Origin of the sequence: Fulvimarina uroteuthidis (genome assembly GCF_034321785.1) — a bacterium.
Taxonomy (GTDB): Bacteria; Pseudomonadota; Alphaproteobacteria; order Rhizobiales; family Rhizobiaceae; genus Fulvimarina; species Fulvimarina uroteuthidis.
The window spans coordinates 413,732-429,734 of record NZ_JAXLPB010000001.1; the positions used below are offsets into that span (position 1 = coordinate 413,732).

The window sequence follows — 16,003 nt, forward strand, 5'->3', positions numbered from 1 at the left end:
CCTGTCTGGAATTGCCGTGCCGTTTACGCAGCCGACGTTCACGCATCGTTCAGGTCTGAGGGAGCCTTATGAAAGCTCCCCCCTCGATGAGGAAAATCGATCCATGTCTTTCTTCAAAATCCTCGGCGTCAAGATTCTGGCGCTCGCCCTCGCCTTCTCGCTGGCCCCCTCGACCATGCCTGCAGGCTTTTCCGTTCCCGGTATCGGGGTGAGCCAGGCGGAAGCCGGTTCGCGCTGGGACCGCGGCGGTCGATATTATGGCGGCGGACGTCACTATCGTGGTGACCGCTATTATGGTCATCGTCGCGGCTATCGCGGCGGACACCGCCGTGGCGGCGATGCCGCAGCGGCTGCCGTGATCGGCGGCATTGTCGGTCTCGGCATCGGTGCCGCGATCGCCAGCCAGCCACGTTACGTGGAGCCGCGCTACGTCCAGCCGCGTCCGGTCTACCGCACCCGTCCCGTCGTCCAGTCCTACGGCGCTCCGCGTCCCTGGTCCGGCGAATGGTACCGTTACTGCGCGGCCCGCTATCGCTCGTTCGACGCCGGTTCGGGCACGTTCCAGCCCTATCACGGACCGCGCCAGCTCTGCCGCTGAGGCAGGACAGCCGACCGACCTTCGAAAGACGCCGCTGCCGGACATTCGGCAGCGGCGTCTTTCGTTGAGCGGGACAGCAAGGGGTCAGCCCGGCGGCGTGCGCCCGATCCGCGCGAACCAGCCATCCTCGTCGATCACCTCGACCCCGAGTTCGCTCGCCTTCTTCAGCTTGGAGCCGGCGCCCGGACCCGCCACGACGAGATCCGTCTTCGCCGATACCGAGCCTGCCACTTTCGCGCCCAGTCCCTCGGCCATCGCCTTGGCCTCGTCCCGCGTCATCTTCTCGAGCGAGCCGGTGAACACGATCGTCAGACCCGCGACGGGCGAGCCGGCGGGCACGCCCGCCCGTTCGTTCGTGGTCGAAACGCCCGCCTCCAGCAGAGCCTCGACCGCGCTGCGATTGTGATCCTCGGAAAAGAACTGGAAGAGAGATTCGGTTGCGGCCGGGCCGATGTTCCCGTCCTGCGACAGGCGGCGAAACGCATCACCGGGTCCGGCGTCCTGCGCCTTCAAGAGCGTTTCGCGGACGGTGTTCGCATCGCCGAACCGTTCTTTCAGAGCCGCGCGCTGGCGCACGTTCAATCCGGCCGACTTGTCCCGCAGCGGATCGAACGCCGGATCCTCGAGCCTATCGCGGTCGATGGCCATGAGCTTCTGCAAGGTGCCCTCGCCGATGAAGGGAACGGTCTCGAGCGAGACGAAGGCTTCGCCAGGCCGTGCGTTCGCGGCCGCATCCACCCCGTCGACGAACGCCTGCACATCGTCGAAATGCCGGGCCAGTGCCTTGGCGGACGTCTCGCCGATCTGCGGAATGCCGAGCGCGAAGATGAAGCGGTCGAGCGCCACCGTGCGCCGCTCCTCGATACCTGCAAGGAGGTTCTCGATCGCCTTCGTCGTCTCGGCCTTCTTGGCGGGCTTGTCCGGCTCGCCCTTTCCTTCCGCAAGGCGCCGGGCTTCGGACACCGCCCTTCGTCGCGCCTCGATCGCCTGGCGGAGCGGCTCGAATGCCAGCGTGAAGATATCGGCGGGCTGGCGCACGAGGCCCGCGTCGAACAGGGTCTCGATATAGGTGTCGCCGAAGCCCTCGATGTCGAAGGCACCGCGCGAGACGAAATGCTTCAGCCCTTCGCGCCCCTGTGCCGGGCAGGTCAGGCCGGCCGTGCAACGCCGTTTGGAATCCGGCTTGCCCGTGCGCGGGTTGGTCAGGCGGGCCGCCTTCGATCCGCAGACCGGGCAATGGTCCGGGAAACGGAACGGCGCGGCGTCCGGCGGACGCTTGTCCAGCACCACGTCGAGCACCTGCGGAATGACGTCGCCGGCCCGCTGGATCAGGACCGTATCCCCGATGCGGATATCGCGCCCCTCGCGCAGCAGGTCGCCGTCCGAATCGCGCCCCGCGATATAATCCTCGTTGTGCAGCGTCGCGTTCGAGACGACCACGCCACCGACGGTCACCGGTTCAAGCTTTGCCACCGGCGTCAGCGCGCCGGTGCGTCCCACCTGGATATCGATGTCGCGCAGGATCGTCGTCGCCTGCTCGGCCGGAAACTTGTGCGCGATCGCCCAGCGCGGGGATCTGGAAACGAAGCCCAGCCGCTTCTGCAGATCGAGATCGTCGACCTTGTAGACGACGCCGTCGATATCGTAGCCGAGCGTCGCGCGCCTGGCCTCGATCTCGCGATAATGAACGATCAGGTCTTCGATGGTGGTGAAGCGCCGCATCAGCGGGTTGGTGCTGAAGCCGAAGCGGCCAAGGGCCGCCACCATTTCCATCTGGGTCCTGCCCGGCAGGTCGGAGACCTCGCCCCAGGCATAGGCGAAGAAGTGCAGCGCACGCGATCTGGTGATCGCGGCATCGAGCTGGCGCAGGGAGCCGGCGGCGGCGTTTCTCGGATTGGCATAGATCTGCCCGCCGCTCTCGGCCTGCCGCGCATTGAGGTCGGCAAAGGCGGCATGGCTCATATAGACTTCGCCGCGCACCTCGAAGATGTCAGGTGCACCCTCCGGCAAGCTGTGGGGAATGCCGTCGATGGCGCGGGCATTGGCCGTGACGTTCTCGCCGACCGCGCCGTCGCCGCGCGTCGCCGCGGACACCAGCGAGCCGTTTTCGTACCGGATCGAGAGCGACAGCCCGTCGATCTTCGGCTCGGCGGTGATGCCGAGGCGCGCATCCGCGCCCAGTTTCAGGAACCGGCGGACGCGTAGGGCGAAATCCGAAACGTCCGCGTCGCTGAACGCATTGTCGAGGGACAGCATGGGAACGGCATGGCGGATCTTCTCGAACTTTTCCGAGACCTGGGCGCCGACCCTCGACGAGGGCGAATCCTCGCGGATCAGCGAAGGAAAGCGTGCCTCGATGCTCGCATTGCGCCGGCGCAGTTCGTCATATTCGCCGTCGGAGACGGACGGAGCGTCGTCGCGATAATAAGCGCGGTCGTGTTCGAAGATCGCGCGCGCCAGACGTTCGAGCTCGGCCTTGGCGGCTGTCTCGTCCAGCTCATCGATCGGCCTGTCCGCCATCTGTCATTCCCGTCGTTGCATAGGAGCGGCCTGTCCGAACACGGGTGCCGGCCGTCATCCGATCATAGCCATTCCGGCTGCTTGAGGTGAAGAGCCAACAGCCGGTTCGCGGCGCGCCTCGCGACGCCCGGAACGCGCAGGGCCGCCGGCAGGGCAAACCGAACCGCCGCCCCTGCCCAGGCGGGCGGGGCGGTGATGAAATCCGTCATCGCCCGTGTTTCGTCCAGAACCGCCTTCACGACCGGCACGCGGCGGGACTCATATTCGCTCTGCCGTCCTTCGGCCAGCAGAAAGGCAAGCCACGCCGCGTCCCACACGCCGAGATTCATGCCACGCCCGCCCACCGGCGAATGAACGTGCGCGGCATCGCCGCACAGATAGATCTGACCCCGCGACATGCGCTCGGCATGGCGGAACGCCACCGCGAAACGCGAGGTCCAACCGACCGAGGCGATATCCGGCCACCGGGCGACCAGCGCGTCCGGCGTCTCGCAGACGCCGATCAGGCGGCCGCCATGTGGACCGAACGGCAGGAACGCCGCCGTTGCCTGATCTTGCGACAGAAGGACCTTGGCGCATTCCGCGTCGATCTCCTGCCCGCACACGATATCGGCCAGGGCGAACCGGGCAGGATGGTCGTCGCCGACGAAGGGAATATCGAGGCTCCGGCGCACGGTGGAGTGCATGCCGTCACACCCCGCGATCGCCAGCGCCTCGATGGTCTCGCCGGTCGAGAGCGTGGCGGTGGGGCGCTGGGTGTGCGCGAGGTCGGTCAGCGCGATGCCCCATTCGACCGGAACCCCATGCGCGCCGAGCCAGTCGATCAGCGCCCGCTCCGTGCGCGCCTGCGCCAGCGACAGGATGAACGGCGTCGGCGTCTCGGCAGCGTCGAGGCGGATGGTGGCGGCGGGCCTGCCGTTCCATGCGATCGCGACGCGGTGGATCGGCTGGCCCTCGGCCAGGAGCCGGCCCGCGACACCGGACGCTTCGAGAACGGCGAGCGTCGTGGGAAGAATGCCGAGCGCCCGCGATTGATCAGCCGGCGTCGGGCCGCTCTTTTGGTCGCAGATCCGAACGGCCAAACCGCGCCGCACCGCCTCAACGGCGAGCGCCAGTCCCACCGGCCCGGCACCGGCGATCACGAGCGGGCTGCGCGACGCGCCGCCGCTTCTCACGCGCCGATGCCGATCAGCTTGGCCGCCGCCGCGCGGGCTTCCTCCGTCACCGTCTCGCCCGCCAGCATGCGGGCGATCTCTTCCTGGCGCGTCTCGCTCTCGATCTCGAAAACCCGCGTCGAGACACGGTCCTCGTTCCGGGCGCCGGCCTTGGAGATCAGGAGATGGGTCGTCGCACGCGCGGCGACCTGCGGGGCGTGGGTGACGGCGAGCACCTGGACCGTCTTCGACAGACGTGCGAGCCGGCGCCCGATCGCATCGGCCACGGCCCCGCCGACGCCGGTATCGATCTCGTCGAAAACCAGTGTCGGCGCCGAGCCGCGATCGGCGAGCGCAACCTTCAGCGCCAGGAGAAACCGCGAAAGCTCGCCGCCGGAGGCGACCTTCATCATCGGCCCTGCGCGCGTGCCGGGATTGGTGCGGACATGGAACTCGATCTCGTCGACCCCGGCCGCCGAGGCCCTGTCGTCGTCCCGGGTGATCGCGACGATGAAATCGGCCCGCTCGAGCTTCAGGTCCGGAAGCTCGGCCATCACGGCGGCACTCAGCGTCTCGGCCGTTTCGTGGCGCCGGACGGAAAGCGTTTCGGCCAGCGCGTCGAACGCCGCCCGATGGGCCGCAACTTCGGCTTCCAGCTGGTGGACGCGCTCCTGGCCGGCATCGAGTTCGGCAAGGTCGCCGATCATTCGCGCCGTCAGTTCGGGTAGGGCTTCGACCGGAACAGAGAACTTGCGGCTCGCCGCGCGCAGGGCGAACAGGCGTTCCTCGGCTTCTTCGAGCGCGCGCGGGTCGAACTCCAGCGTCCGCATCGCCGCCTCGAGCGCCATCTGGGCGTCGGCGATGGCGTCGACGCCCGCGGCGAGCCGGTCGATCGCCTCGTCGAGAAGGCCCGGCACCTCGTCGCGCTTGCGGTCGAGCCGCTTCAGGAGATTGACGAGCGACGGCATGGGCGAGCTCGAACCCGACAGTTCGTCGTTCGCATCGTTGACGTCCGTCGCGATCTTTTCCGAACGCATCATGATGGCGCGGCGCTCGGCAAGCTCCTCCTCCTCGCCGGCGATCGGCGCGAGCTCGGAAAGCTCGTCGACGCCGGCGCGCAGATAGTCGGCCTCGCGCGCGGCTTCTTCCATCTTCTTCAGGTGGTGGTCGAGGGCGGTGCGCGCCTTTCGCCAGGCGCGGAACGCTTCCCCGACCTCGAGGACGAGTGGCTGGAGCCCGCCGAAGGCGTCGAGCAGGTTGCGGTGGGCGGCGGCATCGACCAGCGCGCGGTCGGCGTGCTGGCCATGGATCTCGACGAGCGCCTCGCCGATCTCCTTCATCAGGCCGACGCTCGCGGGCCGGTCGTTGACGAACACGCGCGTGCGGCCATCGGCGTTCTGGATGCGGCGCAGGATCACGTCGCCATCATTGTCGTAGCCGTTCTCGGTCAGCATCTCGCGCACGCGATGCGCGGTCGGCACGTCGAAGACGGCTGTCACCTCGCCCCGGGTCTCGCCATGGCGCACGAGCGAGCCGTCGCCGCGCCCGCCGAGGGCGAGCGACAGGGCGTCGAGCATGATGGATTTACCGGCGCCCGTCTCTCCGGTCAGCACGGCCAGGCCCTCGCGAAGCGACAGGTCCAGCCGTTCGATAAGCACGATGTCGCGGATGGCGAGATGAACCAGCATGTCCGGAAATGGGTCGGCACGAGGAAAGGGCGAAGGACGAGCGGGGCCGTGAGACGATCGATCCCCTGTGGCCCGTTAGATAGGCCAGTCTCGGCCGTTTGCCTATCCTCAAGGACGAAACGGCCCGCGACATGCGGGCCGTCCGGTCATGAAACGCGTCTCGACGGCGCGGCCGGCCGGTATCCGCCCGTCAGCTTCGGCCCTGCAGCAGCGCGTAGGAATCCTGGTACCACTGGGAATCGGGATAGTTCTGCCCAAGGACCGATGCCGAGGCCTGCGCCTCGCGGACGAGACCCATGGCCAGATAGGTCTCGGTCAGGCGTGCGAGCGCTTCTTCCACCTGCCGGGTCTCGGGATAGACGTCGACCACGTTCTTGAAGCGGTTGATCGCAGCGGCGTACTCGTTGCGCTCCTGATAGTAGCGCCCGACCTGAAGCTCCTTGCCGGCGAGCTGGTCGCGCGCGATTCGAAGCTTGATCTTCGCATCCGGCACATATTGCGAATCGGGATATTGCTCGATGACCGCGCGCATCGCCTGCGCCGTACGGCCGGCATTCGCCTGGTCGCGGGTGATGTCGGGGATCTGGCGCCAGTAGGACAGGCCGATGATGTATTGCGCATAGGGCGCTTCGTCGGTGCCGGGATAGAGCGAGAGATAGCGCTTGGAGGAATTGATCGCCTCTTCGTAGGCGCCGGAGCGGTAGCTCGTGAAGGCGCGCATGACGAGCGCCTTGCGGGCCCATTCCGAATAGGGATGCTGGCGATCGATCGCTTCGAACTTGGCCGAAGCTTCGCTGAGGCGTCCACCTTCGAGATTGGCAAGCCCTTGATTGTAGAGAACTTCAGGGGGTTCGGTCTGCGCGGCCAATGCCAGAACGTCGACATCGGACCCGCCGTCCGACATGCAGCCGGACACGGCGCCCGCGCTCGCAGCCAAGACGAGAACGAGCGATGCCTTGCGGATAGATGCGCCGAAAGTCGTCATGATCCCCTGATCATCCCCTAGTCAGTTTTTCCTGGCCCCATGGATGGGGTCCCATCCTCCAGTGAAAAACTCAATACCCCGGTCATGGTTAAGACAGGGATGAAGCGGCGTTTTTGTGACGATGTGACTTCGAAAGCGCGGCCGCAAGGCGGTTCGGACCTTGCGGCAGGTCGGCCTTGCCTGCTTGCGGCAGTGCCCTCAAAGCATCTGGGGACCATAGGCCGGTGCGGCGACGGCGACCAGCGGCGCGTGGCGGACCGGATCCGTGCGACGTGCCGGCAGTTCGACATATTCGAACGCCGAGGCGTCGGACAGAAGCGCCTGCAGCGCCATCGCGTTCAGGCGATGGCCACCGCGATAGGAGGCATAGCAACCGATGATCCGCGAACCGGCAAGCGCCTGATCGCCGACGGCATCGAGCGCCTTGTGGCGGACGAACTCGTCCTCGTAGCGAAGCCCATCGGGATTGACGATGCCGCCATCCACGTCGATGACGACGGAATTCTCCAGCGAGGAGCCGAGCGCATATCCGGCGGCCCACAGCCGCTCCACATCCTTCATGAAACCGAAGGTGCGGGCTTTGGCCAGATCGCGCTTGAAGCGATCGGCCGTGAGGTCGGCGGCGTAGGACTGGCGGCCGATGGCGGCGCAGTCGAAATCGATCTCGACCTCGAAGCGGGTCGCGTCATGCGGGCGGTACTCGGCGCGGGCGCCGTTGTGCTCCACCGTGACGGTCTTCAGCACCCGGATGTAACGGCGCTTGACCGGCTGGCTGACGAGGCCCGCATCGTCGATGGCCGCCATGAAGGCCGCGGCGCATCCGTCCATGATCGGGGTCTCGCCGGCATTGATCTCGACGATCGCATTGTCGATGCCTGCCGCATAGAGCGCCGCCATCAAGTGCTCGATCGTCGCGATCACGACGCCGTCGCCATCGCCGATCATCGTGGACAGGTCGCCCTGCGGGGCATTGGCCGAGATCGCCCTGACGTCGCGAACAGCGCCATCGTCGAGGCGGCGGCGGAACACGATGCCCGTATTCGCCTCCGCAGGGATCAGAACGAGCGAGACGGGCATGCCGGTATGGACGCCAACACCATGGAAGGCGACTTCTGCGGCGATCGTCTGCTGGTACATCAACACGTGCGGCAACCTTTCACGCCTGCTCTTCGTTGCAGCGCGCGCTGGCTGCAAGACTGGCTGGACGGATTTCCCCATAAATTCCGGAACACTGTCCGCCGGGCACCCCCATGCCCCGCAGAATCCGGTCTCGTTGAAAATTACCTAAATCGGAGCGGCGCATTCGCCAAATCACGCTTCTTTACTTCGTATTACCGGGAAAGCCTCAGGTCAGGTTAGAAACCGTTGTTTTACAAGACCTTAATACGAAACAGGCCCGCTGCATGATGCAGCGGGCCTGTGTCCCGTTTACAATAGACGGACTGTTTAGTTCGCCTGACGGCGCAGGAAGGCCGGGATCTCCAGATGATCGTCCTCGGCGAGCGCCCGCGGCTGGGGTGCTGGACGGGCAGCCGACTCGGCCGCCTGACGCCGCGGCGCGGCCTGCGGTGCCGGCATCGGCGCCTCGGCCTTGCGCGGCTCGGAGGCGACGACCTCTTCCACTTCCTCGCGGCGCGACAGGCCCGTGGTCAAGCGGCGCAGAAGACCCATCGGTCCCTTGTCGTCGCCCGCATATTCGGCCTGGGCCGCCCGCGTCTCGATCTCGTTCTTCACGACGGGCGGGAAGTCCTCGATCTTCGGCATGCGCGAGGGCGCGGCGTGGATGACGGGCTTCGACACACGGGGCGCGAGCTGCTCGATCTCCGCGGCAAGGGCTGCCGAGAAATCATCGTCCATGTCCAACGGGTCGTTACGCATCTGCGGCTGGCTTGCAGGCACGCTCTGGCGTGCCGGCTGGGCCGGGGCATGGGCCGCTTCCTGGCGGCGGGTTTCGGCGACCGGCGCGTGTGCGGCCGGAGCCTTGGCCGGCACGGACGGCGCGGCGGCGGCCGGTCGCTGTGCGGGCTCGGACTTGGGCGCGACCTTCTCGGTGTCGAGCTTGTCGATGCCGGTGGCAACGACCGAGACCCGGATGATGCCTTCGAGCGCCTCGTCGAACGTCGCGCCGAGAATGATGTTGGCGTCGCTGTCGACCTCCTCGCGGATGCGGGTCGCCGCTTCGTCGACTTCGAAGAGCGTCAGGTCGCGGCCGCCGGTGATCGAGATCAGGAGACCGCGCGCGCCCTTCATCGAGGTCTCGTCGAGAAGCGGGTTGGCGATGGCGGCTTCCGCGGCGGCCAGGGCACGGCCCTCGCCCGACGCTTCGCCGGTGCCCATCATGGCCTTGCCCATCTCGCGCATCACGGAGCGAACGTCCGCGAAATCGAGATTGATGAGACCTTCCTTGACCATCAGGTCGGTGATGCAGGCAACGCCCGAATACAGCACCTGGTCGGCCATGCCGAAGGCATCGGCGAAGGTGGTCTTGTCGTTGGCGATCCGGAAGAGGTTCTGGTTCGGAATGACGATGAGGGTATCGACGTTCTTCTGCAGATCCTCGATGCCCTGGTCGGCGATGCGCAGCCGGCGCTGGCCCTCGAAGTGGAACGGCTTGGTGACGACGCCGACCGTGAGGATGCCCTTTTCACGGGCGGCCCGCGCCACGACCGGGGCGGCGCCCGTGCCGGTTCCACCGCCCATGCCGGCGGTGACGAAGCACATGTGCGAGCCCAGGAGATGGTCGCAGATCTCGTCGATCGATTCTTCGGCCGCCGCCCGTCCGACTTCCGGCTGCGAACCGGCACCGAGCCCCTCGGTGACCGCAACGCCCATCTGGATGACGCGTTCGGCTTTCGAGGAACGAAGCGCCTGCGCATCGGTGTTGGCGATGACGAACTCGACGCCTTCAAGGCCGGCACTGATCATGTTGTTGACCGCGTTGCAGCCACCGCCACCAACGCCGAAAACGGTGATGCGGGGCTTCAGCTCGGTGATGTCGGGCTTGTTGAGGGTGATGCTCATTGCCTTGATCCTCTTTTCAAATTCGTAGGCCGTTTTGCCGCGCGGCCGGATAATGCTGGTCTGTCGGGCGACGCGCGGCACGCGCCGTTTGCTGTGGCCGGCCCACCCCGCGGGGCGGGACCGGACGTCGTCTAGATGCTTCGTTTCAGCCAGGTTCCGAACCTGCCGGTCCGGGTCGATTGGTCGAACATGCGCGCTGTGATCGAGGTGGTCGTGACGGTCTCGCGGTGCACCACCTGCGGGTAGATCAGAAGGCCGACGGCGGCCGAGAACGCCGGTGACTTGTGGGCGGTCGTCAGCCCGGCGACACCGACCGGACGGCCGAGCCGCACATTGCGCTGCAGGATGGCGCGCGCCGTGTCCGGCAGGCCGGAGAGCTGGCTGGCGCCGCCGGTCAGGACGACGCGCTTGCCGATGACGTGGCCGAGATTGGATTCGTTCAGCCGGTCGCGCACGAGTTCGAGGATCTCCTCGACCCGCGGCCGCACGATCTTGCAGATCGTGGCGCGCGAGACGGTGACGCTCTCGTCGTTGCCCGCTTCGCCCAGCGACGGGATGGTGATCATCTCGTCGTCGGTCGCCAGATGCGGCAGCGTCGAGGCGTTGACCACTTTCAGGCGCTCGGCGTCGGCCGGGTGGATCGACAGACCCCGCGCCAGATCCATGGTGATGTGGTGACCGCCGATCGCGACCTGGTCGGCATAGACGAAGCGGCCATTCTGGAAGATCGCGATGGTCGTCGTGCCGGAACCCATGTCGATCGCCGCCGAGCCCATCGCCGCCTCGTCCTCGACGAGCGTGGCGAGCGCGCTGGCGTAGGGGGTGGCGACGAAGGCCTCGACCTCGATATGCGCCTCGTTGAGCGCCGCTTCCAGATTGCGCAGCGGCGCTTCTTCGGCCGTGAGAACGTGCATGTCGGCGCCGAGCGTGCGCGCGGTCATGCCGATCGGGTTCTCGACCCCGCCCTCGCCGTCGATCGAGAGATCGAACGGCACCGAGTGAAGCGCCAGACGCGAGGGCTCGAACTGGATGCGGGCAGCCTGCGCCTCGACGAAATCGACGTCGGCCTGGGTGATGGCGGCCAGCGGATTGAGAAGAGCGCTTCCGCGATAGCTCTTGAGACGGCCCGCCGTCAGCGAGACGATCAGCGATCCGACCGAAAGACCGGCTGCGGCCTCCGCCGCGTCGATGGTCGCGCGGATGGCCCTGGCGGCCGCCTCGATATCGATGACGTTGCCGGACTTCACGCCGCGCGAGCGCTGATGGCCGACGCCCAGAACCTCGATCGTGTGCGAGCGGCCCGGCAGAATCTCGCCCTCCGGCCGCGGACGCAGCTTCCCGATCATGCAGGACATTTTTTCCGAGCCGATGTCGAGCACCGAAACGATCTGGCCACGGCGCGGCGAGAGCGGTTTCATGCGCGGGACATCGGACGTCTTGCGGAAGAAGAAACTCATGACACCCTAACCTTTCGACTGCCGCTTGAGAATCTTCTTGCGCTCTGCGAGCGCAGCGTTGCGCCGCTCCAGAGCGTCCGGCGTCAACTTGACGACGACCCGGCCATCGACCCGAAGATCGACGGAGACGATGTCGCGTCCCAGCAGATTGTGTTCCCGGTCCATGCGAGCGACCTCCGCCAGTGCCGCGATCGGTTCATCTTCCGGCAGACGGATCGTGACGCCGTTCTTCAGCGCAAGGTCCCATCGCCGGTCTCCGACCCGAACGTAGGCCTTCACGCTTGCGCGAAGCTCGGCAAACTCTTCCATCTCATCAAGGATTTGCGCGGCTGCCTCCGGCGCACCTTCCCCGACGACGACCGGCAGCACGTCGAAACGGCCGGCCGAGAACGGAACGATGGCCGAACCTTCGCGGTCGACGATCGTGAAGCTCTCGCCGCTCTGCCAGACGGCGTAGGGACGATGCTCGATCAGTTCGATGCCGATCCGGTTGGGGTAGAATTTCGAGACCGAGGCCCGCTCGATCCACGGCATGGCTTCGAGACTGTCCTGCGCGGCGGACGGATCGAGACTGACGAGGGTCTGGGACCCCGTGGCCCAGAGCGTCTGGAGAATGTCGATCTCCGACGTTTCGGAATTGCCCGACACGTCGATCACCTTGATCTCGAAGCCGAGCGGCATCGCGACGCTGTCGATGACCGCCGTCGAGTGGCCGCCGAGGACCACGCCATAGCCGATCGATCCGGAAACGAGCACGCCGGCGATGAGGCCGAACCGCGGAAGCCTGAGCTCCGACAGGCGCGTGCCGAACTGTTCGATCCGCGAGGCGAAGCGGCGCGAGGCGATCGAGAATGCGCCGTGCCCGGCCGAAGTCGATCTCATCTCCCGCATGACGCATCCTCCACCATCCAGCGAACCAGCTCGGTGAAGCTGTGGCCCGAATGGGCGGCGATGTCGGGAACCAGGGACACCGGCGTCATTCCGGGCTGGGTGTTGACCTCGAGCCAGGCGATCTCGCCATCCTTGCCGAAGCGATCGTCGTAGCGGAAATCGGAGCGGGTCACGCCCCGGCAGCCGATCGCACGGTGGGCCAGAAGCGACCATTCCTGGATCTTGCGGGCGATGTCGCCCGGAATGTCCGCCGGAACGATGTGCACCGACCCGCCGTCGGAATATTTCGAATCGTAATCGTAGAAAGCATGGCCTTCGGTCGTGATCTCGCACACGTCGAGCGCGACATCACCCATCACGGCGCAGGTGAGTTCGCGCCCGTGCACGAACTGCTCGATCAGCAGATCGTCGCCGTAGGCCCAGTCGGACGAGGACAGGGACTGGGGCGGATGGGCCTGCTCCTCGCGCACGATCAGGACGCCGAAGCTCGACCCTTCCGCGATCGGCTTGATCACGTAAGGCGGGCTCATCGGATGCTTGAGCGCCAGATCGTTGCGCTTCATCACCCGGCCCTTGGCCACCGGCACGCCGGCCGTCTTCGCGACGGTCTTGGCCAGGAGCTTGTTCATGGCGAGCGCCGAGGCGGTGACGCCCGAATGGGTGTAGGGAATTTGCAGATATTCGAGAATGCCCTGAATCCGGCCGTCTTCGCCATAGGGGCCATGCAGCGCGTTGAACGCGACATCGGGCTTGAGCTTTGCCAGCGTCTCGGCCACCGAGCGATCCACATCGACACGGGACACGTCGAAGCCGTCCGCCTCGAGCGCGTCGGCGCAGGCTTCGCCGGAGCGAAGGCTCACCGGCCGCTCGGAGGATAAACCGCCCATCAATACCGCGACATGCTTGGCCATCGGTTACCAAAACCCCTTGAACTTGGTTCTGGTCGACCATCACCCGGATTTGGTTAAACAGACGTTAACGCGGAGAATTTGCGGAAAGGTCTAGGAAACGATCCTCAACGGTTTCTTACGATGGGGCTTTCCTGTGGCGCAAATGCAATAGGTGTTGCCGATGGGTCATCCGATTCGGCGCATGGCCCGCCGCATGCGGCACGGGTGTCGCAGGCGGTCGGGCTTGGACAGGACGGGGCGTTTCGGTCATCGGAGCGGAAGAACGGCGCCTGACGTCCTCGCGCGCCCCGACGCGGAACGCATGGCGGGCCCTTGCACGGACCGGCGGGCACCTGCGTCCGGCTTCCTCGAAACCGAACCGGCCAGCGCAGGCTGCGACACACCGCCCACGCCTCAACGGCGTGTCGGAAAACCCCGATGCGTGAAATCGAGGAGACAGCCAGAGCGTCGTGCGCCTGACCAGATCCGCGCTCTAGCCCGAGATCTTCGAGAAATCGGCGACCTTCTCGCAGGCCGCCCGGATACGGGCGAGAAGTGCGAGGCGGTTGGCGCGGACGGTCTCGTCCTCGGCGTTCACCAGAACCTTGTCGAAGAACGCGTCCACCGGCGCGCGCAGCCTGGAAAGGCCCGCCATGGCGGCTGCATAGTCGCGGGTCTGCAAGGCCTGCGCCACCTCGATCTCGGCCCGGTCGATCGCGCCGGCGAGCCCCTTTTCCTCGTGCTCGCCCTTTTGGGCGATCAGATCGGGATCCACGGCGGCGGCGATGGTCGTGCCCTTCTTTTCCTCTGCGGCCAGAATGTTCGCCGCCCGGCGGGTGCCTGCCAGGAGGTTTTGGCCGTCCTCGTTGGACAGGAACGCGCCCAGCGCCTCGACCCTGCGGGTGACGTCGAGGAGATCGTCGTTCGCGCCCTCCCCGCCGCTCGAAAGAACCGCATCGACGAGATCGTGGCGCGCGCCGGAATCGCGAAGCTGGACCTTCAGGCGGTCGTGGAAGAAGCCGAGGAGATCGCCGGAGACGCCGAGCGTCTCGAGCGGCAGGACCAGCCTTCGCTCCACCAGAATGCGAATAATTCCCAGCGCCGCGCGTCGCAGCGCATACGGGTCCTTCGAACCGGTCGGCTTCTCGTCGATCGCCCAGAACCCCATCAGCATGTCGAGCTTGTCGGCGAGCGCCACGCAGATGGCGACCGGGTCGGTCGGCACCGCATCCGTCGGCCCGAGCGGCTTGTAATGTTCCTCGATCGCGGTCTGCACGCTTTTGTGCTCGCCCTGGAGCTCGGCGTAATAGCGGCCCATCAGGCCCTGAAGCTCGGGGAACTCGCCGACGGCCTCCGTCGGCAGGTCGGCCTTCGAGAGGACGGCCGCGCGGCGCACCGTGCGCTTCAGTTCATCGCGCGCGAACTCCGATTGCGACGCGGTCTCGCCGTCGGCGCTCACCTGCCCCGCGATCGCGCCGGCAATGGCTTCAGCAAGCGCCGCGATGCGCGCGACGCGCTCGCCCTGCGTGCCGAGCCTGGCGTGGAAGGTGACGCCGAGCGCGTCGAGCTTGGCCATCCGCTGGTCGAGCGGCTTCTTCAGGTTGAGGTTCAGCTTTTCGGCCGAGGGCCTGAGGCTTTCCAGATCCGGCAGATCGGCCTGGTCGGTCTGCCAGAAATAGAGCGCGTCGGACAGGCGCGCGCGCACGACCTTGCCGTTGCCACGCGCGATCTCCTCGCCGCCATCGCTCGCCTCGATGTTGGAGACGAGAATGAAATGGTTGGACAGCGCGTTCGCGGTTCCCCCGCTTGCCCCCTGGGGCCGCGTCACGAAGCATTTTTGGTTCGCCTTGATGGTGAGCTGGATCACCTCGGGCGGGATCTGCAGGAAGGCGTCCTCGAACGTGCCGACGAGCGCGACCGGCCATTCGACGAGGCCGGAGACTTCCTCGAGCAGACCCTCGTCCGGCACGACCTCGAGCCCCAGCGCGAAGGCACGGTTCTCGGCATCGTGGCGGATGATGTCCTTGCGGCGCTCGGCATCCAGAACGACGTAGGCCTTTTCCAGCTTGTCGACATAATCTTCGAAGCGCCGCACCGTGAAGGGTTCGGGCGCGTGGAAACGGTGACCGGCGGTCGTGTTGCCGGAGCGAATGCCCGCGATCTCGAAATCGACCACCACCGGCTCTTCGGTTTCAGGTCCGAAGGTGCACAGGATCGATTGCAGCGGGCGCACCCAGCGAAGACTGCCGGGCTCCGCCGACGCCTTGCCCCAGCGCATCGATTTCGGCCACGGAAAATCGCGGATGATTCCCGGCATGATGTCGGCGATGATCGCCTCCGCGGGCCGGCCCGGCTTGGTGATATGCGCGACGTAGAAGTCGCCCTTCTTCGGGTCCGACTGGACGCTCGCCTCGTCGATCGAGGAAAGCCCCGCCCCGCGCAAAAACCCCTGCAGCGCCTTTTCCGGTGCGTCGACGCGGGGACCCTTGCGTTCCTCGGTCACGTCCCGCGAGCTTGCATCGACGCCGCGAATGTCGAGCGTCAGCCGGCGCGGCGTCCAGTATTCGCGCGCGCCCTCGTATGTGAGCCCCGCCTCCACCAGCGCGTCGGTCACGAGCTTGCGGAGATCGCCGGCAGCCTTGCGCTGCATGCGGGCAGGAATTTCCTCGGAGCGAAGTTCGAGAAGAAGGTCTGGCATCAGTGGCTCCCCGCCCGCATGCTGTCGGCTGCCGTGCCCGTCCTCGCAGCGCTGCGGGCGAGCGGGCGAGCAGGTATGTCCTCGGAGCGAAGTTCGAGAAG

At 66.5% G+C, this 16,003-nt stretch carries 11 protein-coding genes; 1 reads left to right on the forward strand and 10 read right to left on the reverse strand.

Going from position 1 to position 16,003, the window contains the following annotated elements:
- The first annotated feature begins 103 nt into the window (after nucleotides 1-103).
- Nucleotides 104-598 carry a BA14K family protein gene (locus U0C82_RS01860; RefSeq protein WP_322185327.1) on the forward strand — a complete coding sequence of 165 codons (495 nt, stop codon included), beginning with the start codon at nucleotides 104-106 and terminating at the stop codon, nucleotides 596-598.
- A gap of 84 nt (nucleotides 599-682) precedes the next feature.
- Here the strand turns inward: U0C82_RS01860 and ligA are convergent, their stop codons facing one another.
- From ligA to glyS, 10 genes are all read right to left on the reverse strand, one after another.
- Nucleotides 683-3,118, reverse strand: a complete 2,436-nt coding sequence (ligA, locus tag U0C82_RS01865) for an NAD-dependent DNA ligase LigA (RefSeq protein ID WP_322185329.1) — start codon at nucleotides 3,116-3,118, stop codon at nucleotides 683-685.
- Nucleotides 3,119-3,180: 62 nt separating this feature from the next.
- Nucleotides 3,181-4,293, reverse strand: a complete 1,113-nt coding sequence (locus U0C82_RS01870) for an FAD-dependent oxidoreductase (protein WP_322185331.1) — start codon at nucleotides 4,291-4,293, stop codon at nucleotides 3,181-3,183.
- On the reverse strand, nucleotides 4,290-5,960 hold the full coding sequence (recN, locus tag U0C82_RS01875; RefSeq protein WP_322185333.1) for a DNA repair protein RecN: 1,671 nt from the start codon (nucleotides 5,958-5,960) through the stop codon (nucleotides 4,290-4,292). Before recN ends, U0C82_RS01870 begins: the two co-directional genes overlap by 4 nt.
- A 190-nt stretch (nucleotides 5,961-6,150) precedes the next feature.
- Nucleotides 6,151-6,945 (reverse strand): outer membrane protein assembly factor BamD, encoded by a 795-nt coding sequence (locus U0C82_RS01880; RefSeq protein ID WP_322185335.1) that lies wholly within the window; start codon nucleotides 6,943-6,945, stop codon nucleotides 6,151-6,153.
- 198 nt (nucleotides 6,946-7,143) lie between these two features.
- Nucleotides 7,144-8,082 (reverse strand): UDP-3-O-acyl-N-acetylglucosamine deacetylase, encoded by a 939-nt coding sequence (gene lpxC / locus U0C82_RS01885; RefSeq protein ID WP_322185958.1) that lies wholly within the window; start codon nucleotides 8,080-8,082, stop codon nucleotides 7,144-7,146.
- A gap of 309 nt (nucleotides 8,083-8,391) precedes the next feature.
- Nucleotides 8,392-9,966, reverse strand: a complete 1,575-nt coding sequence (gene ftsZ, locus U0C82_RS01890; protein WP_322185337.1) for a cell division protein FtsZ — start codon at nucleotides 9,964-9,966, stop codon at nucleotides 8,392-8,394.
- 131 nt (nucleotides 9,967-10,097) lie between these two features.
- Complete coding sequence (gene ftsA, locus U0C82_RS01895; protein ID WP_322185339.1) at nucleotides 10,098-11,423, reverse strand: cell division protein FtsA; 1,326 nt, start codon at nucleotides 11,421-11,423, stop codon at nucleotides 10,098-10,100.
- Nucleotides 11,424-11,429: 6 nt separating this feature from the next.
- Entirely contained in the window at nucleotides 11,430-12,314 is an 885-nt protein-coding gene (locus tag U0C82_RS01900; protein ID WP_322185341.1) for a cell division protein FtsQ/DivIB, read from the reverse strand.
- On the reverse strand, nucleotides 12,302-13,225 hold the full coding sequence (locus U0C82_RS01905) for a D-alanine--D-alanine ligase (RefSeq protein ID WP_322185343.1): 924 nt from the start codon (nucleotides 13,223-13,225) through the stop codon (nucleotides 12,302-12,304). The genes U0C82_RS01900 and U0C82_RS01905 overlap by 13 nt, the downstream gene beginning before the upstream one ends.
- A 472-nt stretch (nucleotides 13,226-13,697) precedes the next feature.
- Complete coding sequence (gene glyS, locus U0C82_RS01910) at nucleotides 13,698-15,902, reverse strand: glycine--tRNA ligase subunit beta (RefSeq protein ID WP_322185345.1); 2,205 nt, start codon at nucleotides 15,900-15,902, stop codon at nucleotides 13,698-13,700.
- Between the last annotated feature and the right edge of the window lie 101 nt (nucleotides 15,903-16,003).

Excerpts from the sequence above, each read along its gene's own strand:
- U0C82_RS01860 (WP_322185327.1), top strand. The coding sequence starts at position 104 with ATGTCTTTCTTCAAAATCCTCGGCGTCAAGATTCTGGCGCTCGCCCTC.
- ligA (WP_322185329.1), bottom strand. The coding sequence starts at position 3,118 with ATGGCGGACAGGCCGATCGATGAGCTGGACGAGACAGCCGCCAAGGCC.
- recN (WP_322185333.1), bottom strand. The coding sequence starts at position 5,960 with ATGCTGGTTCATCTCGCCATCCGCGACATCGTGCTTATCGAACGGCTG.
- U0C82_RS01880 (WP_322185335.1), bottom strand. The coding sequence starts at position 6,945 with ATGACGACTTTCGGCGCATCTATCCGCAAGGCATCGCTCGTTCTCGTC.
- lpxC (WP_322185958.1), bottom strand. The coding sequence starts at position 8,082 with ATGTACCAGCAGACGATCGCCGCAGAAGTCGCCTTCCATGGTGTTGGC.
- ftsZ (WP_322185337.1), bottom strand. The coding sequence starts at position 9,966 with ATGAGCATCACCCTCAACAAGCCCGACATCACCGAGCTGAAGCCCCGC.
- ftsA (WP_322185339.1), bottom strand. The coding sequence starts at position 11,423 with ATGAGTTTCTTCTTCCGCAAGACGTCCGATGTCCCGCGCATGAAACCG.
- U0C82_RS01900 (WP_322185341.1), bottom strand. The coding sequence starts at position 12,314 with ATGCGGGAGATGAGATCGACTTCGGCCGGGCACGGCGCATTCTCGATC.
- U0C82_RS01905 (WP_322185343.1), bottom strand. The coding sequence starts at position 13,225 with ATGGCCAAGCATGTCGCGGTATTGATGGGCGGTTTATCCTCCGAGCGG.
- glyS (WP_322185345.1), bottom strand. The coding sequence starts at position 15,902 with ATGCCAGACCTTCTTCTCGAACTTCGCTCCGAGGAAATTCCTGCCCGC.